The organism is Azospirillum brasilense (genome assembly GCF_007827815.1).
Lineage (GTDB): Bacteria > Pseudomonadota > Alphaproteobacteria > Azospirillales > Azospirillaceae > Azospirillum > Azospirillum brasilense_C.
On record NZ_VITH01000008.1, the window covers coordinates 34,923 to 55,547 of the forward strand.

General features: G+C 67.7%; 19 protein-coding genes and 2 tRNA genes. 6 read left to right on the forward strand and 15 right to left on the reverse strand.

Translation table 11 applies throughout. The features are described 5' to 3' along the window. Positions 1–69: 69 nt before the first annotated feature. Positions 70–1,218: a lysozyme inhibitor LprI family protein gene (locus tag FBZ83_RS17285; RefSeq protein ID WP_186466116.1), complete on the forward strand. Its 1,149-nt coding sequence runs from the start codon at positions 70–72 to the stop codon at positions 1,216–1,218. A gap of 34 nt (positions 1,219–1,252) precedes the next feature. On the opposite strand, the gene FBZ83_RS17290 is transcribed toward FBZ83_RS17285, so the two are convergent. The 8 genes from FBZ83_RS17290 to FBZ83_RS17325 all read right to left on the reverse strand — a co-directional run bounded on the left by FBZ83_RS17290 (position 1,253) and on the right by FBZ83_RS17325 (position 9,424). Further along, the gene (locus FBZ83_RS17290) at positions 1,253–2,080 is read right to left on the reverse strand and encodes an MBL fold metallo-hydrolase (protein ID WP_145686169.1); all 828 of its coding nucleotides are present in this window, start codon (positions 2,078–2,080) and stop codon (positions 1,253–1,255) included. Continuing rightward, positions 2,077–2,874: a TatD family hydrolase gene (locus FBZ83_RS17295; RefSeq protein WP_145686171.1), complete on the reverse strand. Its 798-nt coding sequence runs from the start codon at positions 2,872–2,874 to the stop codon at positions 2,077–2,079. The genes FBZ83_RS17290 and FBZ83_RS17295 overlap by 4 nt, the downstream gene beginning before the upstream one ends. 6 nt (positions 2,875–2,880) lie before the next feature. After that, positions 2,881–4,431: a methionine--tRNA ligase gene (metG, locus tag FBZ83_RS17300; protein WP_145686173.1), complete on the reverse strand. Its 1,551-nt coding sequence runs from the start codon at positions 4,429–4,431 to the stop codon at positions 2,881–2,883. A 72-nt stretch (positions 4,432–4,503) separates the two neighbouring features. Continuing rightward, a complete protein-coding gene (locus FBZ83_RS17305) occupies positions 4,504–5,622 on the reverse strand; it encodes a DNA polymerase III subunit delta' (protein WP_145686175.1) in 1,119 nt (372 codons plus the stop codon). A gap of 1 nt (position 5,623) precedes the next feature. Then, the gene (gene tmk / locus FBZ83_RS17310) at positions 5,624–6,256 is read right to left on the reverse strand and encodes a dTMP kinase (protein ID WP_145686177.1); all 633 of its coding nucleotides are present in this window, start codon (positions 6,254–6,256) and stop codon (positions 5,624–5,626) included. 70 nt (positions 6,257–6,326) lie between these two features. Beyond that, positions 6,327–7,493 carry a D-alanyl-D-alanine carboxypeptidase family protein gene (locus tag FBZ83_RS17315; protein WP_145686180.1) on the reverse strand — a complete coding sequence of 389 codons (1,167 nt, stop codon included), beginning with the start codon at positions 7,491–7,493 and terminating at the stop codon, positions 6,327–6,329. 89 nt (positions 7,494–7,582) lie between these two features. After that, the gene (locus FBZ83_RS17320; RefSeq protein WP_247888342.1) at positions 7,583–8,494 is read right to left on the reverse strand and encodes a septal ring lytic transglycosylase RlpA family protein; all 912 of its coding nucleotides are present in this window, start codon (positions 8,492–8,494) and stop codon (positions 7,583–7,585) included. Positions 8,495–8,599: 105 nt separating this feature from the next. Continuing rightward, positions 8,600–9,424, reverse strand: coding sequence for a YdcF family protein (locus tag FBZ83_RS17325; RefSeq protein WP_247888369.1), 825 nt, complete (start codon positions 9,422–9,424; stop codon positions 8,600–8,602). Positions 9,425–9,593: 169 nt separating this feature from the next. On the opposite strand from FBZ83_RS17325, the gene FBZ83_RS17330 reads away from it, so the two are divergent. Continuing rightward, complete coding sequence (locus FBZ83_RS17330) at positions 9,594–11,552, forward strand: methyl-accepting chemotaxis protein (protein ID WP_145686207.1); 1,959 nt, start codon at positions 9,594–9,596, stop codon at positions 11,550–11,552. A 93-nt stretch (positions 11,553–11,645) separates the two neighbouring features. On the opposite strand, the gene FBZ83_RS17335 is transcribed toward FBZ83_RS17330, so the two are convergent. The 5 genes from FBZ83_RS17335 to FBZ83_RS17355 all read right to left on the reverse strand — a co-directional run bounded on the left by FBZ83_RS17335 (position 11,646) and on the right by FBZ83_RS17355 (position 17,676). Beyond that, positions 11,646–14,297: a valine--tRNA ligase gene (locus tag FBZ83_RS17335; protein ID WP_186466117.1), complete on the reverse strand. Its 2,652-nt coding sequence runs from the start codon at positions 14,295–14,297 to the stop codon at positions 11,646–11,648. Positions 14,298–14,366: 69 nt separating this feature from the next. Continuing rightward, complete coding sequence (locus FBZ83_RS17340) at positions 14,367–15,047, reverse strand: DUF2497 domain-containing protein (RefSeq protein WP_145686225.1); 681 nt, start codon at positions 15,045–15,047, stop codon at positions 14,367–14,369. A 141-nt stretch (positions 15,048–15,188) separates the two neighbouring features. Further along, entirely contained in the window at positions 15,189–16,547 is a 1,359-nt protein-coding gene (locus FBZ83_RS17345) for a TolC family outer membrane protein (RefSeq protein ID WP_247888343.1), read from the reverse strand. Between the two features lie 35 nt (positions 16,548–16,582). Beyond that, positions 16,583–16,909: a rhodanese-like domain-containing protein gene (locus FBZ83_RS17350; RefSeq protein WP_094302098.1), complete on the reverse strand. Its 327-nt coding sequence runs from the start codon at positions 16,907–16,909 to the stop codon at positions 16,583–16,585. Between the two features lie 110 nt (positions 16,910–17,019). Next, complete coding sequence (locus FBZ83_RS17355) at positions 17,020–17,676, reverse strand: protein-L-isoaspartate O-methyltransferase family protein (RefSeq protein WP_145686230.1); 657 nt, start codon at positions 17,674–17,676, stop codon at positions 17,020–17,022. Positions 17,677–17,893: 217 nt separating this feature from the next. Between FBZ83_RS17355 and FBZ83_RS17360 the strand changes: the two genes are divergently transcribed. From FBZ83_RS17360 to FBZ83_RS32355, 3 genes are all read left to right on the forward strand, one after another. Next, positions 17,894–17,967, forward strand: a tRNA-Cys gene (locus FBZ83_RS17360). Positions 17,968–18,187: 220 nt separating this feature from the next. Continuing rightward, a tRNA-Asn gene (locus FBZ83_RS17365) sits at positions 18,188–18,263 on the forward strand. Between the two features lie 292 nt (positions 18,264–18,555). Then, a complete protein-coding gene (locus FBZ83_RS32355) occupies positions 18,556–18,690 on the forward strand; it encodes a hypothetical protein (RefSeq protein WP_282186904.1) in 135 nt (44 codons plus the stop codon). Between the two features lie 96 nt (positions 18,691–18,786). Here FBZ83_RS32355 and FBZ83_RS17370 read toward each other — a convergent pair whose 3' ends face one another. Both FBZ83_RS17370 and FBZ83_RS31485 read right to left on the reverse strand, forming a co-directional pair. Continuing rightward, positions 18,787–19,026: a hypothetical protein gene (locus FBZ83_RS17370; protein WP_014240444.1), complete on the reverse strand. Its 240-nt coding sequence runs from the start codon at positions 19,024–19,026 to the stop codon at positions 18,787–18,789. A 130-nt stretch (positions 19,027–19,156) separates the two neighbouring features. Next, complete coding sequence (locus tag FBZ83_RS31485) at positions 19,157–19,333, reverse strand: hypothetical protein (RefSeq protein WP_186466118.1); 177 nt, start codon at positions 19,331–19,333, stop codon at positions 19,157–19,159. Between the two features lie 189 nt (positions 19,334–19,522). Here FBZ83_RS31485 and FBZ83_RS17375 point away from each other — a divergent pair, with 189 nt between their 5' ends. Next, positions 19,523–20,545 carry a S1C family serine protease gene (locus tag FBZ83_RS17375; RefSeq protein WP_145686232.1) on the forward strand — a complete coding sequence of 341 codons (1,023 nt, stop codon included), beginning with the start codon at positions 19,523–19,525 and terminating at the stop codon, positions 20,543–20,545. The last annotated feature ends 80 nt before the right edge of the window (positions 20,546–20,625 follow it).

Below are 20,625 nucleotides of genomic sequence, written 5' to 3' on the forward strand. Positions count from 1 at the left end.
CCATTCTCCGTTCCATCCCGTCGATAAAGGCTGCGCCTTATGCCTCGTTCCTCGTGGCTTTTCGGCCCCATGCTGTCGCTCTGCCTGATCCCCGTTGCCGCCGCGGCCCAAACGCCACCCGATTGCGCCAAGCCGTCCGGTCGAGCCGAGCGCACCATCTGCGCCAGCGCCGATCTGAAGGTCGCCGCCGAGGATTTGACGACGCTGTTGCGTGACACCCTGGGAAACACGCCGGTCGAAGGCCGGGATGCCATCGAGCGTGCGCAGAAGGCCTTTCTGACGGACCGTGACGGCCGCTGCGCCGACACGTCGGCCATTCCGGCCTGCCGGGCCCTGTATGAGGCGCGCGCCACCGATCTGGCTTCCCAGAACTCGGCGGGCCAGAAGACGCTGGCCGCGGTCGTCGCGGGCATTCCGAAGGACGCCAAGGCCGCCGCCGCGGCACTGCGGCGCTACAGCGGTGCACCGGCCAAGGCGTGGCTGGTCTATCTCTACCAAAGCGGGACTGTGGCGGTGCCCGACAAGGACGCCGCGGTGCGCCGGCTGGTCGATGAAATTCTCAACCAGGATCTTCCAAAAGATCCCTATCTCCTTGAAGAGATGAGAAATCTTGGCGACGTTCCAAGCGCGTCCCTGGGCACGGCGCTGCTCTTCCTGCGCCACGTCCTGTCGACCACGGAAATGGACGCGCCCTGCTTCCTGTTCACTAGGCATGGGCAACCGGCTTTCGAGGCCTTCGGCGCCTTCTGGGGCAACGCGCGCGACGAGACGCCCGGCCTGTGCGCTCCACCGTCGTCGGTGTTCGATCTTCCGGAATGGAAGACGGTGTCCGCCCACATCGATCCGGCCATCGAACCGGCCCTGGTGGAGCGCGGCAGCATCCGTCACGGCTATGAGCGCCAGTTCGAGGTGGACGACCTTCAGGCGTCGTTGGTGCCCAGCACGCTGCTGGAATCGCCGATGTCCGCCGAGGCCAGGAAGATGGCCGAACAGCGCGGAAAGGCCGTGGCCGCCTTCCGGTCCTGGGATGATTTCGAGGTTTGGCCGGAGAAAGACTACCGCGCGGCGCTGCACGCCCTGCCCGCTGCAATCACTGCGACATCAAAGATTTACAGGGAAAAGTTCAAGCTGAATCCGCAGACGGCGGATCAGGCGGCCAAAGCGGCTGCGGACCGCTTCATCGCCGGTCGCCTTGGCCTGATCATGCCGGACGACTGACCGTCGCCCTGCCCCGGCCCGGGAAACCACAACATCAAAGCTCGATGACGAGCCCGTCGTAGGCGGGCTCGACACCGGTGGGCAGCAGCCGGCGGAGCGTGTCGTAGTCCATGGTCTGGTCCATGTGCGTCAAGTAGGCCCGCTTGGGGCGCACCCGCGCGATCCACTCCAGCGTCAGGGCGAGGTGGGCGTGAACCGGATGCGGCGGCTCGATCCGGGCGCAATCGACCACCCACACCTCGACCCCCTCAAGCGCCGCGAAGGCATCATCATCCAATCTCACAACATCGGTCGAATAAGCAAATTTATCAAACCGATAGCCGAGAGTCTTCAAGTAGCCATGATCCTGCTCGAACGGCACGATCCGCTGGCCACGCACCGTGAACGGGCCTTCCACCGCGTGGGGCGTCAGCACCGGACGGTAGAAGGGATCGCCGGGGCGCAAGGGGTCGAAGCAGTAGGCAAAGCGCCGCTCTAACTCCGCGAGGTCTTCGGCGCGGCCATAGGCGTCGATGGGTGCGTGCATCGCCCGGCACAGCTCCCGCAGCTCGTCGATGCCGTGGGCGTGGTCGGCGTGCTGGTGGGTCCATAGAACGGCGTCCACCCGCCGCACATCCGCGTTGAGGAGTTGTTGACGCAGGTCCGGCGAGGTGTCGACCAGGACGCTGACAGCGCTCTCCAGACGGCCGCCCTGCCCGGCCTCCGGTCCGATCCCCTGGCCGTGCTCCCACTCCACCAGGATGGATGGGCGCATCCTACGGTTCCGGGGGTTCGCCGGGTCACAAGCGCCCCAGCCGAGACCGATCACGGGGACGCCCCGCGATCCGCCGCAGCCGAGGATCGTGACCCGTTGACCGTTCATGCAACGGCCCGTTCGGCCGAGCCGGCGCGGGGGAAGAGGCGGAAAAAGTTCTCGCTGGAGATCCGGGCCATCTCCGCCGCGTCCATGCCCTTGACCTCGGCGACGCAGGCCGCGGTGTGGGCAACGTAGGCCGGCTCGTTGCGCTTCCCGCGGAACGGAATCGGCGCCAGATAGGGCGCGTCCGTCTCCACCAGAATCCGATCGAGCGGAACGTCCTTCACGATGGCGCGGAGGTCCTCCGACTTCTTGAAGGTGACGATCCCCGACAGGGAAATGTAGAAACCGAAATCCAGTGCTTCTTCAGCGAGTTGCCGGCCGGAGCTGAAGCAGTGCAACAAGCCGTTGACCGGCTGGCCGGCGGCCTCCTCGCGGACGATCCGCATGGTGTCGTCGTCGGCGTCGCGGGTGTGCACGATCAGCGGCAGGCCGGTCTCCAGACTGGCGCGGATGTGCCGGCGAAAGCACTCCTGCTGAACGTCGCGCGGGCTCTTGTCGTAGAAGTAGTCGAGCCCGGTCTCGCCCAGCCCGATCACCTTCGGATGCTTCGACAGCTCGACGAGGCGTTCGACGGACACCCCGGCGATCTCCTCCGCCGCCTGATGCGGATGGACGCCGAGCGAGCAAAGCACGTCGTCGTAGCGTTCGGCGACCGCCAGGATGCGGTCGAAGCGCGACAGGTAGGTGCAGATGGTCACCATCCGCCCCACCCCCGCCTGCCGGGCGCGATCGACGACCGCGTCCAGCTCCTCGGCGAAATCGGGAAAGTCGAGATGGCAGTGGCTATCGACCAGCATCGTTCGTCAGCTCTTCGCTTCGTCCACATAGCGGGGGAACACGCCCTGCGGCGTGGGCAGCGGCGTGCCGGGGATCAGCGCCCCACCCGCCCCCAGCCGGTCGAACCCGCGGGCGTCGGGCCCCTGCGCCAGCTGGTCCAGGATCTTCGCCGAGGCTTCCGGCATGATCGGCTGGGTCAGGATGGCGAGTTGGCGGATGGTCTCGGCCAGCACGTACAGCACGGTGGCCATGCGCGCGGGATCGGTCTTCTTCAGCGCCCAGGGCGCCTGCTCGTCGACGTAGCGGTTGCCGTCGCCGATCACCGCCCAGATGGCGTCCAGCGCCTTGTGGAAGGCCTGCGCCTGGAACTCCGCCCGGACGATCGGCAGCAGGTTGTGGGCGGCACCGAGCAGGGCGTTGTCGGCCTCGGTGAAGGGGCCCGGCTGCGGCACGGCGGCCCCGCAGTTCTTGCCGATCATCGACAGCGAGCGCTGCACGAGGTTCCCATAGTCGTTGGCGAGGTTGCCGTTGATCCGCTGAACCATCTGCTTGTGCGAGAAGTCGCCGTCGTTGCCGAACGGCACCTCGCGCAGCAGGAAGTAGCGGGTCTGGTCCAGGCCGTAGGTGTTGACCAGCGTCTCCGGCGCGATGACGTTGCCCAGCGACTTCGACATCTTCTGGCCTTCGATGGTCCACCAACCGTGCGCGAAGACGCGCTTGGGCGGGGCCAGCTTGGCGGCCATCAGGAAGGCCGGCCAATAGACGGCGTGGAAGCGCAGGATGTCCTTGCCGACCATGTGCAGGTTGGCTGGCCAGTATTTGGCGTACTCGCCACCCTCGTCCGGGAAGCCGACCGCGGTGATGTAGTTGGCCAGGGCGTCCAGCCAGACATACATGATGTGGTCGGGGTTGCCCGGCACCGGAATGCCCCACTTGAAGGTGGTGCGGCTGACCGACAGGTCCTTCAGCCCCGACTTCACGAAGGCGACGACCTCGTTGCGCTTGCCGGCCGGGGCGATGAAGTCCGGGTTCTGCTCATAGAACTCCAGCAGGCGGTCCTGCCAAGCCGAGAGGCGGAAGAAGTAGGAGGGCTCCTCCACCCATTCGCACTCCGCGCCGGTCGGGGCGATCTTCTTGCCCGACGGCGACGTGGTCAGCTCGTCCTCGCCGTAGAACGCCTCGTCGCGCACCGAGTACCAGCCGGCGTAGCTGCCGAGATAGATCTCACCGGCCGATTCAAGACGGCGCCACAATTCCTGCACCGACGCGAGATGCCGCGGCTCCGTCGTGCGGATGAAGTCGTCGTTGGAGAAGTTCATCAGCGAGACGAGGTCGCGGAAATTCTTCGACACGCGGTCGGTGAATTCCTGCGGCGCGATGCCGGCGTTCATGGCGGACTTCTCCACCTTCTGGCCGTGCTCGTCGGTGCCGGTGAGGAATTTCACGTCATAGCCGTCCAGCCGCATGAAGCGGGCCAGCACGTCGCAGGCGAGCGTGGTGTACGCGTGCCCGATGTGCGGCACGTCGTTCACGTAATAGATCGGAGTCGTCAGGTAGAAGGTCTTCGACCCGGTCATGGCAGAGGCTCTCCCGAGAATGCGCCGGCCCGGCGCGTCGCCGGTCCGGATGGGCGTGGTGTGTCGTCCGTGTTAAGTAGCAGCCGCTTCCAGCGTCGCCAAGGCGTTCAGGACCACCTGTTTGCGGTCGAGATTGGCGGATTCCGCACGGGCGAAATGGCGTTGGACCTTTTCCCACACCTCCACCCAACGTTCAAGGCCGCGGGCGTTGGCCAGACGGGTCATCAGGGCGGCCTCCCCGGCCACCACCTCCGCCGGCCAGGCGCCGCGGGCCAGCGACCGGACGAAGCGGGCCAGCCACCAGACGAGCAGATCGGTGGCCGTCTCGTACAGCCCGTCGTCCTGCTTGCGGGTCAGCTTGTCGCCGAAGGCGTGGGCGCCGGTGATGTCGAGCCGCGGCAGGGTGCCGAGCAGGCCGATCAGCTCGCGGTAAAGGTCCAGCCCACCGGCCTCGGCAAGCCCGATGGCCCGGCCAATGCTGCCCTCCGCCAGCCGGGCGAGCGCCGCCCGGTCTTCGTCGCCGAGGTCCGGACGATGCTGGGCCAACAGGTTGAGGACCGTTTCCTCAGGAAGCGGTTGAAGCGTCAGCTTGCGACAGCGCGAACGGATGGTGGGTAGCATACCACCGGGATTGTCGCTGACCAGAAGCAGCAAGGCGCCCGGCGGCGGCTCTTCCAGAATCTTGAGAATGGCGTTCAAGCCACTGAGATTCATGCGATCCGCGCCGTCGATCACCGCGACGCGCCAACCGCCCTCGGCGGCGGTCTTGCGCAGGAACGGGCCGATCTTGCGCACGTCGTCCACGGCGATGTCGCGCTTCAGCCGGTCGCGCTTCTCGTCGCGTTGGCGCTCCACGGTCAGCAGGTCGGCGTGCCCGCCCGACGCCACCCGGCGGAAGACCGGGGTGTCGGGAGTCAGCGCCAGCGAGGCCGGAGGAGGCGGCGCACCGAACAGGCCGGTGTCCGGCGGCTCGTGCCCCTGGGACAGGACGAAGCGGGCGAAGCGGAAGGCCAGCGTCGCCTTGCCGATCCCCGGCGGACCGCCGATCAACCAGGCGTGCGGCAGGCGGCCGGAGTTCCAGGCGTCGAGCAAAAGGCGCTCGGCGTCGTCATGGCCGGTCAGATCGGGATTGCGGCGCGGGGCGAGGGCGTCCTCCTCCGCGACCGGTTCGGGCACGCGGGCGCGGCTCACCTCAGGAGGCTCCCAGCCGGCGGGTCACATGGTCGAGAATGGCCGCCTGCACCGTTTCCACGGGGTGTCCGGCGTCGACGACCGCGCAGCGCTCCGGCTCGCGCGCGGCGATGTCGAGGAAGCCGTCGCGCAGGCGGTGGTGGAAGGCGACGTCCATGCGCTCATAGCGGTCTTCCCCGCCGCGCCGGGCGGCGGCGCGGGCCAGCCCGTCCTCCACCGGCAGGTCGAGGATCAGGGTCAGGTCGGGCCGGAAGTCGCCCAGGGCCGTGGCCTGGAGCGTGGCGACCAGATCGCGCCCCAGCCCCAGCCCGTAGCCCTGATAGGCCATGGTGCTGTCGAAGAAGCGGTCGCAGATGACCCAGTGCCCGGCCTCAAGCGCCGGCCAGACGGTGCGCTCCAGATGGTCGCGGCGGGCGGCGGTGTGCAGCAGCGCCTCGGTCACCGGACCCCAGCGCCCGGTCTCCCCCGACACCAGCAGGCCGCGGATCTCCTCGGCCCCCGGCGAGCCGCCGGGCTCGCGGGTCAGCACGACCCGCTTTCCCCAACCGATCAGCGCGTCGGCGAGCAGGCGGATCTGGGTGGTCTTGCCCGCCCCCTCGCCGCCCTCCAGCGTGATGAACCGCCCGCGCGTCATGGTCTGCTCCCGATGGTGATGAGGCCAGCCGCCTTCCGGATTCCGGTGGCGATGGGCCGGCTTACACCAATCAGCTCGCCCCGAAAATGAGGAACTTCGCCGCCGCCAGGGCGCGGCCGACGAAGCCCAGCTTCTCGACGTCCTGGGCGGCGACCACCGGGAACTCCTTGCCTGGGAAGCCCGGCGCCGACACCACCACCTTGCCGACCACGTCGCCCTTCTTCACCGGCGCGGCGACCGGGGCGTTGCTGACCAGCGACACCTTCATGCCGCTGCGGTCGGCGCGGGCCATGGTGACCTTCATGTCCTCCGGCACGGTGACCGGCACGCTGTCCTGCGCGCCCAGCCAGAGCGGCACCTGATCGACCGTCTCGCCTGCCTTGAACAGGGCGTAGGTGGCGAATTCACGGAAGCCCCATTCGATCAACCGGGCCGATTCGTCGGCGCGGGCCTGCATGCTCGGCAGCCCGTTGACAACCAGGACGAGACGGCGCCCTTCGCGCTCCGCCGAGGCGGTCAGGCCGTAGCCTCCGGCCTCGGTGTGGCCGGTCTTCATGCCGTCCACGTCCATGCCACGGTAGAGCAGCGGGTTGCGGTTGCCCTGGTTGATGCCGTGGTACTTGAACTCCCGGATCGAGTAGTAGTGATAGAACTCCGGGAAATCCTTGATCAGATGCTCGGCCAGGATCGAGAGGTCGCGGGCGGTCATGTAGTGGTTCGGGTCGGGCCAGCCCGTCGCGTTGGTCAGGTTGGTGTCCTTCAGACCCAATTCGCGGGCGCGCTTGTTCATGCGCTCGGCAAAGGCCGATTCGGAACCGGCGAGACCTTCGGCGAAGACGATGCAGGCGTCGTTGCCCGACTGCACGATCACGCCCTTGATGAGGTCGTCGACCTTGATGTTGTTGTGCAGCTCCACGAACATCTTGGAGCCCTGCATCCGCCACGCGCGCTCCGACACCGGCAACGTGCTCTCCAGCGTGAGCCGGCCTTCCTTGATCGAGTCGAAGACCATGTACATCGTCATGATCTTGCTCATCGAGGACGGCGCCATGCGCTGATCCGGGCTCTTCTCGAACAGAACGGTGTTCGAGGTGATATCGACCAGGATCGCCTGCTTGGCGATGGTTTCGATGCTGGCGGCGTGAGCCACCGGCCCCACCCCCGCCGCGAACAGCGCGACCGCAAGGCCCATGGTGAAACGGGTGCGGGCAACGCGGGTGCGGACGACAGCGACCATGACAACTCCCTTCGAAACGCGGACTGGACAAGACAAGAAACGGAACGAGGCCCGGTGCCGGGCCAAGCTTGGACTGGGCTCGGAGGTGATCAATCAACCACGATTTTGGCGTCGGTAAGGCCGGCTTGGAGGATCTGGCTCAAAACGGCGTCGGCGGACTCCACGCTGGCCAGCGGCCCCACCCGCACCCGCTGCAGACGCTGCCGTCCGGCGACCGTCTGGGTGACCTGCGCCTGCTGGCCGAGCGAGGCCAGACGGGCGCGCACGCGGGTGACGTTGTCCGGACTGCCGAAGGCGCCGACCTGCACGTAGATCTGCTCGTAGGGCTTCACCGGCAGCTCGGCGACCACCGGGGCCGGAACGAAGCGGCCGTCCACCATATCGCCGGCCACCGTCGTGGGTGGCGGCACCGGCGCGCGGGTGACCGCGGCGGGAGTGGCTCGGGCGGCGCCGTTGACCTCCACCGCGCTGCGCGGGGCGGCCTTCGGCGGTGGGCCGTCCAGTTCCGCCAGCATCGGGGCCGGCGTGCCTTGGCGGGCCGCTGCGGCGACCGCGCGGCTCTCCTCCGCCAGAATCTGCACGCGCACCTTGGCCGTGCCGGTGCCTTCGAACCCAAGCAATTGCGCGCCGCGCCGCGACATGTCGATGATTCGCCCGTTGGCGTAGGGGCCGCGGTCGTTGATGCGAACAACCAGCGACCGGCCGTTGTCGAGATTGGTGACGCGCACGAGGCTTGGCATGGGCAAGGTCTTGTGCGCGGCCGTCAGCTCATTTTGGTCGTAAACCTCGCCGTTGGCGGTGACCTTTTGGTGGAATCCCGGACCATACCAGGAGGCTATCCCGGTCTCGCTGTAGGAGTAATCCTCGGCGGGATAATACCAGACGCCATTGACCTGATAGGGCTTGCCGACCTTGTAGACGCCGCTGCGCGGCAGTCCGGACGAGGATGGCGCGGGCGGCGCGGACGCACAGGCGGCGAGCGTCAGCGCTCCTGCGAGCACGACTGCCCCCCTCAGCATATGCGCGCGTCGCATGGTCCCACCCCGCTAAATCTGGTGGCGCCACTCTAGCCGAGTTACCTCGCCGCGCCAACCGCGCAACACCCCTCAGGAGCCCGCCTGTGCTGCAGTGCGGTCATGGGCGGGCCCCGGAAACAGCGCATCGGTCCGCCCCATCAGGCGGTAGGCGACGAGGCCGATCCATTCGCGGATCGGGTCCTGGAGCGCGTCGATCTGCTTGTCGAACTCGAAGCGGACGAAGGGCCGTCCACCGAAGCGCGTGCGGTAATCGACCGGATAGGGAATCACCTCCCAGCCAACCTGCCGGAAAATGCCGACCGACCGCGGCATGTGCATGGCCGAGGTCACGAGGACCCAGGTCTCCCCCGGCTTCGGCTTGACGAGCCGCTGGCTGTACAGGGCGTTTTCCCAGGTGTTCCGGGACTCGTTCTCGTAGGTCACGCTGTCCGGGTCGATTCCGACCTGCCGAAGCGCGCCGCGGACCGCGAGGTCCTCGCGCAGGTCCAGGGCGTCCTGCCCGGCCAGCCGTCCCGAGCCGCCGGTGAACACCGCGTGCGCCTGCGGATAGCGGCGGATCAGTTCGGCGAAACCCAGGATACGCTCCGCCGCGTCATTGACGGACGGCTCGCCGCGGTCGCGGGTGATCGGCGGGTTCACCGCCCCGCCCAGCATGATGATGCCGTCCACCCGCTCCGGCAGGTCGGGTCGGGGAAAGCGCTCCTCCAGCGGCAGCGCGACCCAGGAGGCGATCGGCGTGACCATGACGACGACGAAGCCGACGGTGACCGCCACGACCAGCCGCCGCCCCCAATGGGCCAGACGGCGGGTGAACAGCAGCGCCGTCCCGGCGGTGAGGATCAGCACGAGCAGATTGCCCGGCGAGACCAGGAGCCACAGCAGCTTCGACAGCACGAAGGACAACAGCCGACCTCCCCTTTCGATTTCCAGCGGTTTCTAGATACGGGCGTTCACCATGAATGCCCAGGGGGCGACGGCACGGTAACGAATCCGCCATCAATCCGTAACAGCGGCGTCTTCGGCGGCGCGTAAGGTCCGCGGCGCAACCAAGGATTTACCGCATATGCTGTCGAACATTTCCATCGGCACGCGAATCGCGCTGCTGGTCGCCGCGTCCGTGGTCACCTTGGGCCTGCTGGGCGGGACGGTCACCGTCGGCGCCCAGCGCATGTTCGAGGCGACCGCCGAACTGGACCAGTTCCGCGACGCCTACGAGCACACCGCCGCCATCGAGCGCCGGGCCAGCCGTCTGCGCTTCCAGGCGTTGCGCTTCGTGGCCGACCGTGACGAGACGGCGGCCGAGGCCTTCGCGAAGAACGCCGAGGAAGCCTCGCGCCTGCTGGACGATCTCAAGGAACGCGGCGTGGAGCGCCTGCCGCAGGAGGAGCTGGAGCATCTGTCGCAGGGCATCGGCACGCTGAAGGAGCGCTTCTCGTCGGTGGTCGCGCGGGCAAAGGAACTGGGCCTGTCCGACGACAGCGGCCTGCGCGGCGTCCTGCGCGCCTCGGCCCGCGCCATCGAGGACGAGTTGAAGCAGTGGCCGAACGCCGACAAGCTGACCGGCCGCATGGAGTCCATGCGGAAGATGGAGAAGGACTTCATCATCTACAGCGACGAATCGCTGCTGTCCGGCCACCGCAAGGCCTTCAACGAATTCACCTTCTTCCTCGCCGATTCTGGCTTGGACACGGCGACCCAGACCAAGCTGGAGAAGCAGGCCCGCACCTACCGCACCTACCTCGGCCGCTTCGTGGACGCCACCAAGGCGTTCCGGGCCGAGGTCCAGACCTTCAACGATGCCTTCCAGGCCATGGTGCCGCGCTTCGAAGCCCTGCTGGAGTCGGCCAACGCCGGCATGGCCGGGGCGGTGGAGACTCAGAATCGGGTGCGCGGCGAGGTGATCGCCAACGTGCTCCAGGTCGGCTCCGTCCTGCTGGTCGGCTTCGCCGTCATCAGTCTGCTGGTCGCCCGCAGCATCACCCGGCCGCTGCGCCTGATCGAGGGCGTGATGGAGCGGCTGGCCGGCGGCGACCGGACGGCCACCGTACCGGAGACCGGGCGGCGCGACGAGATCGGTGCTATGGCCCGTGCCGTCAGTGTGTTCAAGGAGAATCTTCAGCGCACGCATGAGCTGGAGCAGGAGTCGCGCCGGGCCGAACGGCGGGCGGAGGAAGAGCGCGAAAACGCACTGCGCGCCATCGCCCACGACTTCGATTCGGCCTTCGGAAGGGTGCTCCACACGGTCAGCCACGCCGCCGACCAGATCCGCAACGGCGCGCACATCCTGCGCGACACCGCAGAGAAGATGAAGGAGCAGGCCCTCGACACGTCGGAGAAGGCGGAGCAGACCTCCGAGGTGGTCGGCATCGTCAACAACGTGTCGCGCACCCTCTCAGCCTCCATCGGCGAGATCGGCGGGCGGGTGACCACGTCCAGCACGGCGATCCGCCGCGCCGTGGATCACGCCCGGCAGAGCGACTCGGCGGTGGCGGCGCTGGCCGACAGCTCGCAGCGGATCGGAGAGATCGTCCGGCTGATCAACGACATCGCCGGGCAGACGAACCTGCTGGCCCTGAACGCCACCATCGAAGCCGCCCGCGCCGGAGAGGCCGGCAAGGGCTTCGCCGTCGTCGCGTCGGAGGTCAAGGTGCTGGCCAACCAGACCGCCAAGGCGACCGAAGACATCGCCGGTCAGGTCGGCGCGATCCAGGAGGCCACCGGTTCCGTCGTCGAGGCGATCCGGGCCATTCGGACCACCGTGGAGGAGGTCGCCCACCTGTCGGAGGACGTGTCCGCCGCCGTGCGCGACCAGCTCGAACAGACCGAGGAGATCGTCGGCGCCGTGGGCCGGGCCAACGACAACACCCATGAGGTGACCGAGAGCGTCAGCACCATGGCGATCACCGCCGCGGAGACCGGCAAGTCGGCCATCGAGATGATCTACTCCGCCGCCCAGCTGGCGGACGAACTCCGGCAGCTCGAAGCCGACGCCGACCGCTTCGTCTCCTCCATCAAGATTTGAGGCGCCGCGCGGTCCGGCATTCTTCAGACAAAAGGAAAGGGCAGGAGCCGAAGCCCCTGCCCTTTCTCGCTTTTTTGGTCCAGATGACTGGCCTTACGCGGCCAGCATCTCCAGCGCCTTCTGCAGCTTGTCGCGGGCCTGTTCCGCGGTGTCGCGGCGGTCGCGCTGCTCCTCGATCACCTCTTCCGGCGCCTTGGCGACGAACTGTTCGTTCGACAGCTTGGCGTCGATCTTTTTGATCTCGCCGGACAGCTTTTCGATCTCCTTGGTCAGGCGCGCCCGCTCCTTGTCGAGATCGACGATGCCTTCCAGCGGCAGGATCAGCGTGGCCTCGTCCAGCACGGCCTGGACGGCGCTCTTCGGCACCGGGCCGGACAGCGGCTCGACGCTGGACAGACGGCCCATGCGCAGGATCAGGTCGCGGTGCGTGTCCAGCCGCTTCAGGCTCTCCGGACCGGCGTCCTTCAGCTTCAGCTCGATCTGCGCCGCGGGCGGCACGTTCATCTCCGACCGCATGGAGCGGACCGAGGAGATCGCCCGCACCACCCAATCCATCTCATCGCGGGCGGCGGGGTCGATCAGCTCCGCGCCATGCTCCGGCCAGCGGGCGGAGATCAGGCGGTTCGCCCGGTCGGTGGAGAGCTGCTCCCACAGCTCTTCCGTGATGAAGGGCATCAGCGGGTGGAGCATGTGCAGGATCTCGTCCAGCACCCAGGCGGTGGTCGCCCGCGTCTCGGCGATGGCCGTCTCGTCGGAGCCGTTCAGGATCGGCTTGGTGAACTCCAGGTACCAGTCGCAGAAGGTGCCCCAGGTGAAGGCGTAGGCGGTGTTGGCGGCCTCGTTGAACTTGTAGGCCTCGATGGACTCGCCGACCTTCTTCGCCGCCTCCGCCAGGGCGCCGACGATCCAGCGGTTGACCGTCTGGGTCAGCCCGACCGGCTTGAAGCCGGGGACCGGGGCCACCCCGTTCATCTGGGTGTAACGCGCGGCGTTCCACAGCTTCGTCGCGAAGTTGCGGTAGCCCTCGACGCGGCTGACCGCCAGCTTGATGTCGCGGCCCTGGGCGGCCATGGCCGTCAGGGTGAAGCGCAGGGCGTCGGTGCCGTACTGGTCGATCAGCTCCAGCGGGTCGATGACGTTGCCCTTGGACTTCGACATCTTCTGGCCCTTCTCGTCGCGGACCAGGGCGTGGATGTAAACCGTCCGGAAAGGCACGTCCTTCATGAAGTGCAGGCCCATCATCATCATCCGGGCAACCCAGAAGAAGATGATGTCGAAGCCCGTCACCAGCACGTCGGTCGGGTAATAGCGCGCCAGCTCCGGAGTCTCGTCCGGCCAGCCCAGCGTGGAGAAGGGCCACAGGGCCGACGAGAACCAAGTGTCCAGAACGTCCTGGTCGCGGGTCAGCGCCACGTCCTCGCCGTAATGGGCCTTGGCCGCGGCGATGGCCGCCGCCTCGGTCTCCTCGACGAAGAAATGGCCGTCCGGGCCGTACCAGGCGGGAATCTGATGGCCCCACCAGATCTGGCGGCTGATGCACCAGGGCTGGATGTTGCGCATCCATTCGAAATAGGTGTTCTCCCACTGCTTGGGAACGAACACGGTCTTGCCGGTCTCCACCGCCTCGATGGCCGGCTTGGCGAGCGTGGCGGCGTCGACGTACCACTGGTCGGTCAGCCAGGGCTCGATGGCGACGCCGGAACGGTCGCCGTGCGGCACCATGTGGGTGTGCGGCTCGATCTTCTCCAGCAGGCCCAGCGTCTCCAGCTCGGCCACGACCTTCTTGCGCGCCTCGTAGCGGTCGAGCCCGCGGTAGGCCTCGGGAACCTCGTCGCCGGTGATGCGGGCGTCGCGGTCCATGATGTTGATGGCCGCGAGGTTGTTGCGCCGCCCGACCTCGAAGTCGTTGAAGTCGTGCGCCGGGGTGATCTTCACGGCACCCGAGCCGGTTTCCGGATCGGCGTACTCGTCGCCGACGATGGGGATCCGGCGGCCGACCAGCGGCAGGACGACGTTCTTGCCGATCAAGTCCTTGTAGCGCTCGTCTTCCGGATGCACGGCGACGCCGGTGTCGCCGAGCATCGTCTCGGGGCGCGTGGTGGCGACCACGATGAAGCGGTCCGCCTCGCCTTCGATCGGGTAGCGGAAGTGCCAGAGGTTGCCCTTGATCTCCTTCTGCTCGACCTCGAGGTCGGAGATGGCGGTGTGCAGCTTGGGGTCCCAGTTGACCAGCCGCTTGTCCTTGTAGATCAGCCCCTGCTTGTGCAACTCCACGAACACCTTGCGGACGGCGCGGCTCAGCCCCTCGTCCATGGTGAAGCGCTCGCGCGGCCAGTCGGGCGAGGCGCCCAGCCGGCGCAGCTGGCGGGTGATGGTGCCGCCCGATTCGGCCTTCCACTCCCACACCTTGTCGATGAAGGCGTCGCGGCCGAAATCGTGGCGCGTCTTGCCTTCCTTGGCGAGGTTGCGCTCCACGACCATCTGCGTCGCGATGCCGGCGTGGTCGGTGCCCGGCTGCCACAGCGCGTCGCGCCCGCGCATCCGGTTGTAGCGGGTCAGAACGTCCTGGAGCGTGAAGGTCAGCGCGTGGCCCATGTGCAGGCTGCCGGTCACGTTCGGCGGCGGCATCATGATGGTGTAGGGCTTGCCGTTCGACTCGGTCTTCGCCGCGAAGGCGCCCGTCTCTTCCCACAGCCGGTAGTGCTTTTCCTCGACCTCGGCGGGCCGGTACGTCTTTTCCAACATCACCAGGAACTTTCGCTTACGAATTCAAACGGAATGCGTGGCCGGAATGCGTGGCGGGCGTGACGCCGCTCAGAATTTCTGGGACCGCCGGATCATCCGGTCGATTTCCTGCTGCACCAGCCGTTCGACGATGGTCGGCAGGTTCTCGTCCAGCCACTCCTTCAGCAACGGCTTCAACAGCTCGCGGACGACCTCCTCCACGGTGCGCACGCCGACGGGCATCGGGCCGATCGACAGGTCATCGCCGAGCTGGCGCGCCAGATGCGTGAAATGATGGGACGATTCCTCGGCGACCCGGCGGGAGATCAGCCCGTTGTCGAGGTCCGACTGACGGATGCGCGGCCGCGGCGGGGGCGGCTCGTCGTCGTCGAAATCGTCGAAGGCCGGCGCCGGACGCTTCACCGCCGGACGCGGCGGCGGTGGCGGCGGTTCGGGGTCGGGGTCGTGGAAGACCGGCTCCGGGTCGGCCATGCCGCCGAAGGCCGGTTCGTCGCGCCACGGGTCGGGCTCGTCGGGTTCGTTCCGCCCGTCGTCCTGCAGCATCTGGGTGAGTTCCAGAACGTCGTCGTCATCCTCCTCCATGGGAGGCGGCGGCGGAGGGGGCGGTGGCGGCGGAGGAGGTGGTGGTGGGGGCGGTGGCGGAGGGGGCGCCGCTTCCGCCTTCGCGGGTTCGCCATCCTCCGAGATGATGCGGCGGATGGAGGCGAGGATCTCCTCCATCGACGGTTCTTGCTGGCCTTTATCGCTCATCGTGGCAAACCCGGAGACGTCATCCTGACGCGGACACTAGGGCAGGACTGGGTAAAAAGCCACCAGACAAAAACGGCCCGCCGAAGCGGGCCGTTTCGATCATCCGGGAACGATCACCCAGGATGGGGCATTCAAGTGTGATCACTCGGGAACGCCGGTGCCGATCCACTTGTTGCGCACCTGCTTGTAGTGCGTGTCGGCGTCGTAATACTGGACCGGCAGGTTGAGCTGCCGCGCCGTCAACTGGCCGATGGCGCCGAGAACCGTGAAGGCCTGGACCATCTCGGTCCGCTGGGCGCGGACGAGGTTGACGCGGGCGTTCAGCAGTTCCTGCTCCTGGTTCAGCACGTCAAGCACGGTGCGCGAACCGACCTGGGCCTCCTGCCGCACGCCTTCCAGCGCGATCTCGGCGGCCCGGATCTGGGAGTTGTAGGACTCGATGCTCGCCCGGGCGGCCTGCAGCCCCTGCCACGCGCTGATCGCCGCCTCCACCGCTTGGCGGCGGGTGTCGTCGATCTGCAGGCGGGCCTGATTCGCCGTGTGCTTCGCCTCGCGGGTCAGCGCTTCCGGCAGGCCGGCCTGATAGAGCGGGATGGTGATCTGCGCGGTCAGCTGGGCGCCGTCCTGGCGCTTGATGTCGATGCCCGACGAACGGCCCGCATCGATGGTGCGGGTCGCCTGGGCCGACAGGTTGGCCGACGGGAGCAGGCGGCCAAACTGCTGGTCCACCGCCTCGCGCTGCGCCGCCTCGGTGTAGGTGGCCGACAGCACCGACGGGTTGTTGGAGCGGGCCATCTCGACGACCTCGTCCAGCGTCCCCGGCAGCTTGAACTTCGGCTTGGGCGCCTTCAGCTTGCCGGGCATCGAGCCGACGACGCGCTCGTAGGTCGCGCGCGACGCCTGGAGCGTGCCATCGGCGGAGATGCGGGCGGCGATGGAGGCGGCCAGACGCGATTCGGACTGGCTGACGTCCGTGCGGGTGTATTCGCCGACGCGGAAGCGGTCGCGGGCGGCGTCGAGCTGACGGCGCAGGACCTGCTCGTTGTTCGCCTGAAGCTCCAGCACCGCCTGGTTCTGGACGACGTCCAGATAGGCCGCCGCGGCGTTCAGCAGGATCTGCTGCTCGTTGGCGAGCACGGTGGCGCGCTGCGCCTCGACGGTGCGCTCGGCGCGGCGGACGGCCGGACCTACCGTGGCGTCGTAGAGCGGCTGGGTGGCGGAGACGCCGACGCTCTTGGCGTTGTTCTCGGAACCGGTTTCGCCGCCCTGAAAGGTGCTGTCGGTGGCGTTGCGGGTGATCCCCGCGGTCGCCCGCACCGTCGGCCGGTAGCCGGACAGGGCCTGCGGGACGCCTTCGTCCACGGCACGCTGGCGGGCGCGCTGGGCGGCGAGCGCCGGATTGTTGGAATAGGCCTGCGCTAGCGCGTCTTCGAGGGATTGGGCCGACGCGGTGTCGATGCCCCCGACGAAGGCAACCCCCAGCGTGAGGGCGGTCGCCATCAAATGGCGCGCGAAACGGCTTCGCACAGTCATGTTCAATAGACCTTCATGTTCGGGTCGATTCGGCGCGCCCAGGCATCCACCCCGCCATTCAGATTGGTGGCGCGGGAAAACCCCTGGGAACGCAACCACATGGTCACCTGCGCGCTGCGTCCACCGTGATGGCAGACGACCACGATGTCGCGGTCCCGCGGCAACTCCCCGACGCGGGCGGGCAGCGCCCCCATCGGAATGTGGAGACTGTCGGGAAGGGCGCAGATGGCCACCTCCCCCGGTTCCCGTACGTCAAGCACCAGCGGATCGCCGCCGGAGGTCCGGATGCGGTCGAGGTCTTCGACTTCCATGTCAAACGGCGCCGGCATGCCTTGATTCTCCGCTGCGGGCCGCAGGACGGCGGCCGGTGAAAGGCAAGGTGACAGGCTGGGGGTCGGGTCGACAGGGGCCGAGGCCCCTGGGATCACTCACTCTGGGATCAGAATACGAATTTCGGCTTGGCTTCGAAACCGGGCAGCGGGTGCGTGTGCGCCTCGAACAGCGTGCGGGCCGAGGTGACGCCGCCGCTGCGCTGGAAGAGCTTCACCTCGCCAACCCCACGGTCGCCCATGACGGCGCTCACCAGACGCCCGCCCTCGGCCAGCTGGGCCAGGATGCCGTCCGGCACCTCCGACACCAGGCCTTCGATCACGATCACGTCGTAGGGGGCCTGCTGCGGATAGCCCTCGGCAAGGGGCGCCATGATGATGACGGCGTTGTCGGCACCGACGGCGGTCAGCGCCTCCGTGGCCTGCCCGGCCAGCTCGGCGTCGGACTCGATGCCGACGACGGTCGCGGCGAGGCGGGCCAGCACGGCGGTCGAGTAGCCGGAGCCGCTGCCGATGTCGAGCACGACGTCGGTCGCGTCGATGCCCACTTCCTGGAGCATGCGGGCGAAGACCATCGGCTCCATCAGATAGCGGCCTTTGCCGATGGCGAGATCCTCGTCCACATAGGCAATGCCGCGCGCCGCCTTCGGCACGAACTGTTCACGGGGAATGTCGAGCATGGCGTCGACCAGACGCTGGTCGGTCACCTTGTTCGGTCGGATCTGCCCTTCGACCATGTTGAGGCGGGCGGCGGCGTATTCGGACATGGCGGTCGCTTACAATCTGGTGGACGGAGCGCGGCGCCAAGCCGTGGTGCGCGGCCTCGCTGCCTCGTCGCGTATATATCTTCAAAGTCCCACGAACACAACGCCGCACCGGTTCGGCGGAAAACGCCACAAAGGCGCTTGACCACCCCCGTGAACAGCAGTATACGTCCGCTCCCACGCCGCGGCGCTCCCGCTAGGGGGTGCCGGACGCAAGGATGGCGCGGTGGCAGAGTGGTGATGCAGCGGACTGCAAATCCGTGTACGTGGGTTCGATTCCCGCCCGTGCCTCCATCCTTGATGCGGCTGAGACATCAGCGAAATCAAAGCGTTCCAAAAGCATCGCGCCCGAACGGCCCGGTGCTTTTTGCGTTTTCGCAGCGTGTGCGGACCGATCCCCTGCCCCGCCTTGGCGGTCGAATTTTTGCCATCAAAAGACTTGGCAAGCGCCTGAGGGTCCGCTATATCACCGCCCACGCCGGACGATGCGCCTCGCAAAGCCCGGTCAGACTGATCCCGGTTAGCTCAGTCGGTAGAGCAGCGGACTGTTAATCCGCGTGTCGCTGGTTCGAGTCCAGCACCGGGAGCCACTTCGATGAAAAAGGCCGAGTCCTCGCGGACTCGGCCTTTTCTCATAGCGGAATTCCGCGCCATGGCTTCCGGCATCATCCGAAGGAATGGGCGTTCCGACCGAAGGCTTGATGCGCCGCCCCGCCTCACGGCGTTACACTGACCTCGCTGACACTACGAGTCGGGATTGCGCCTGTTCATCGGTGGAGGCGACCCATGACGATCTTCCCACTCCTTTCGCGACCACTCACCTCCCAGAACACCTCTTCGCGGCCCAGCGGACGCGACGACAATGGCGGATGGGTCGGCGCGGTGGCAGTCATCGTCCTGTCCATGGCCCTGGCCGTCGCCCTGCTCGGCGTCGATTGGCATCGGATGCTGGTCCGCGGGGATTCGGTTCTGCCGGAAAACCAGCGGTCCATGGTGGTCGCGCCGATGCCCCGGTGAGCCACCGGCGAACCGCTGCCGAAGCGACGGTGTGATTGTCGACCGGTCGGACCAGCGCGCCCCGCACCGCCACCGTGCGCCACTTGGCCGGTTCGTTTACCGGGGCTGCGGGTCGTCGTAGATCAGGCGGTTGTCCGCGGCCTCGCCGGCCGGGTCACCGATGTCGCGTTTCCATTCGCCGCACCAGTCGGTCGACAGGGTGATCGGGAAGCGCCCCTCCGTGTCGCGCGGCGTCACCTGCGGCGGAAAGCGGCGGCACAGGCCCTTCGGTCCCCTCTGGCGGATGCCCTGCCCTTCCCAGAACAGGCAGGTGTAGCAATTGTCGATTCGCTTCATCGTGGGGACGCGCTCCTTCCATACAACGGCCGCGTCCCGGCCCGGCGACCCGGCCCGGGAGCGGCGGCAGTGTCGGTCAGCCGCCCCCTCCGCGTCGATGAAGAAATGCGCGGTCCGGGGAGACCGAGCGTCACTCGTGGCGCGGCTTGCCCTTGCGCATGTCGTCGGCGTGCTGCGCGTAGAAGGCCTTGATGTCCGCATCCAGTTCGAGCTTCCGGCGTTCGCCGGACGAGCCGGCGGGCTCGTCGGCGAGGCGCTGGAACTCCGCCACCGCCTGCTCAAGTTCGCGTTCGTTGTTGATGGGCATCGGTCCCGTCCTTCGTGGTGTCGTTGCCACGGGTAACGCTGCACGGCCGGCGGAGGTTTCACGGCTCGGACCAGGGACTCCGGTCGAATCGGAGAGGCCCTTGATGGTTGCGCGGCGCCCCTCATGTTTAGTTCGGGGATCGAGCAGTCCGGCGTTCCGCCCGACTCGACTCCGGCACGGGAGGGAAGCATGACGGGTCGCTGGCGCCGCATCCCCTGGACCTTCGTCTTCCCGGCAAGTCTGTTTGCCGCCATTTTCGCGGCGTTTCTTCCCGTCACCATGGCACGGGCGGACCAACTCGACGCAGCGAAGCTGGCGGGTGCCCTGGTCCGCATCTCCGCCACCATCCTTCCCGACAGCCAGAGCGCCCGCTCGCTCGGCACGGAGCGCGAGGGCACCGGCGTCGTCATCGACGGCTCCGGGCTGATCCTGACCATCGGCTACACGATCCTGGAGGCGTCGCAGCTCCAGGTCACCACCGGCGAGGGGCGCGGCTACCCCGCGGAGTTCGTGGCCTACGATCAGGCCAGCGGATTTGGGCTGCTGCGCGCCGGCATGGGCTTCAGCGCCGCGCCGGTCCGGCTTGGCGACTCCGACGCGATCAAGGAAGGGGAGCGCGCCATGGTGCTCACCCGGCAGGGCTCCACCGGGGTGCAGCCGGTGCTGATCGCCGCGAAGCGCGAGTTCGCCGGCTATTGGGAGTATCTGCTGGACGAGGCGATCTTCACCACCCCGCCGATCATGGGCTTCAACGGCGCCGCCCTGATCGACCGCAAGGGCGAACTGGTCGGGATCGGCTCGCTGATCGTGCGCGACGCGATGCCGGCCCATGGCGGCATTCCCGGCAACATGTTCGTTCCGGTCTCCGCGCTGAAGCCGATCCTGGCCGACCTTCTGGCCTTCGGGCGGCGGCAGGAGCCGGCCCGCCCCTGGCTGGGCGTCACGCTGCGCGAGGAGCAGGGCCGCCTGATGGTCGAGCGGGTCACCCCGCAGAGCCCGGCCGCGACCGTGGGGATCCAGCCGGGCGACATGATCGTCGGGGTGGCCGGCCAGAGGCCGAAGGGGCTGGCGGACTTCTACCGCAAGGTCTGGGGTCTCGGCCCCGCCGGCGTCACCGTTCCGCTGGAGTTGCTGCGCGGTCCCAAGCTGGAGCCGGTCGCCGTTCCCTCCGCCGACCGCTACAGCACGCTGAAGCTGAACCCGACCTTCTGAGAGACTGTTCGGTCACCTCGCCCCGGCTGGGCGGATGCGCTACATCCTTGGACCGTGCCCGCACAGCAAGCCAAGGAGTG

Bases quoted from the DNA above. Each gene is read 5' to 3' on its own strand.
- FBZ83_RS17285 (WP_186466116.1), top strand. From the start codon at position 70: ATGCTGTCGCTCTGCCTGATCCCCGTTGCCGCCGCGGCCCAAACGCCA.
- FBZ83_RS17290 (WP_145686169.1), bottom strand. From the start codon at position 2,080: ATGAACGGTCAACGGGTCACGATCCTCGGCTGCGGCGGATCGCGGGGC.
- FBZ83_RS17295 (WP_145686171.1), bottom strand. From the start codon at position 2,874: ATGCTGGTCGATAGCCACTGCCATCTCGACTTTCCCGATTTCGCCGAG.
- metG (WP_145686173.1), bottom strand. From the start codon at position 4,431: ATGACCGGGTCGAAGACCTTCTACCTGACGACTCCGATCTATTACGTG.
- tmk (WP_145686177.1), bottom strand. From the start codon at position 6,256: ATGACGCGCGGGCGGTTCATCACGCTGGAGGGCGGCGAGGGGGCGGGC.
- FBZ83_RS17315 (WP_145686180.1), bottom strand. From the start codon at position 7,493: ATGGTCGCTGTCGTCCGCACCCGCGTTGCCCGCACCCGTTTCACCATG.
- FBZ83_RS17330 (WP_145686207.1), top strand. From the start codon at position 9,594: ATGCTGTCGAACATTTCCATCGGCACGCGAATCGCGCTGCTGGTCGCC.
- FBZ83_RS17335 (WP_186466117.1), bottom strand. From the start codon at position 14,297: ATGTTGGAAAAGACGTACCGGCCCGCCGAGGTCGAGGAAAAGCACTAC.
- FBZ83_RS17340 (WP_145686225.1), bottom strand. From the start codon at position 15,047: ATGAGCGATAAAGGCCAGCAAGAACCGTCGATGGAGGAGATCCTCGCC.
- FBZ83_RS17345 (WP_247888343.1), bottom strand. From the start codon at position 16,547: ATGGCGACCGCCCTCACGCTGGGGGTTGCCTTCGTCGGGGGCATCGAC.
- FBZ83_RS17350 (WP_094302098.1), bottom strand. From the start codon at position 16,909: ATGCCGGCGCCGTTTGACATGGAAGTCGAAGACCTCGACCGCATCCGG.
- FBZ83_RS17355 (WP_145686230.1), bottom strand. From the start codon at position 17,676: ATGTCCGAATACGCCGCCGCCCGCCTCAACATGGTCGAAGGGCAGATC.
- FBZ83_RS17370 (WP_014240444.1), bottom strand. From the start codon at position 19,026: ATGAAGCGAATCGACAATTGCTACACCTGCCTGTTCTGGGAAGGGCAG.
- FBZ83_RS31485 (WP_186466118.1), bottom strand. From the start codon at position 19,333: ATGCCCATCAACAACGAACGCGAACTTGAGCAGGCGGTGGCGGAGTTC.
- FBZ83_RS17375 (WP_145686232.1), top strand. From the start codon at position 19,523: ATGACGGGTCGCTGGCGCCGCATCCCCTGGACCTTCGTCTTCCCGGCA.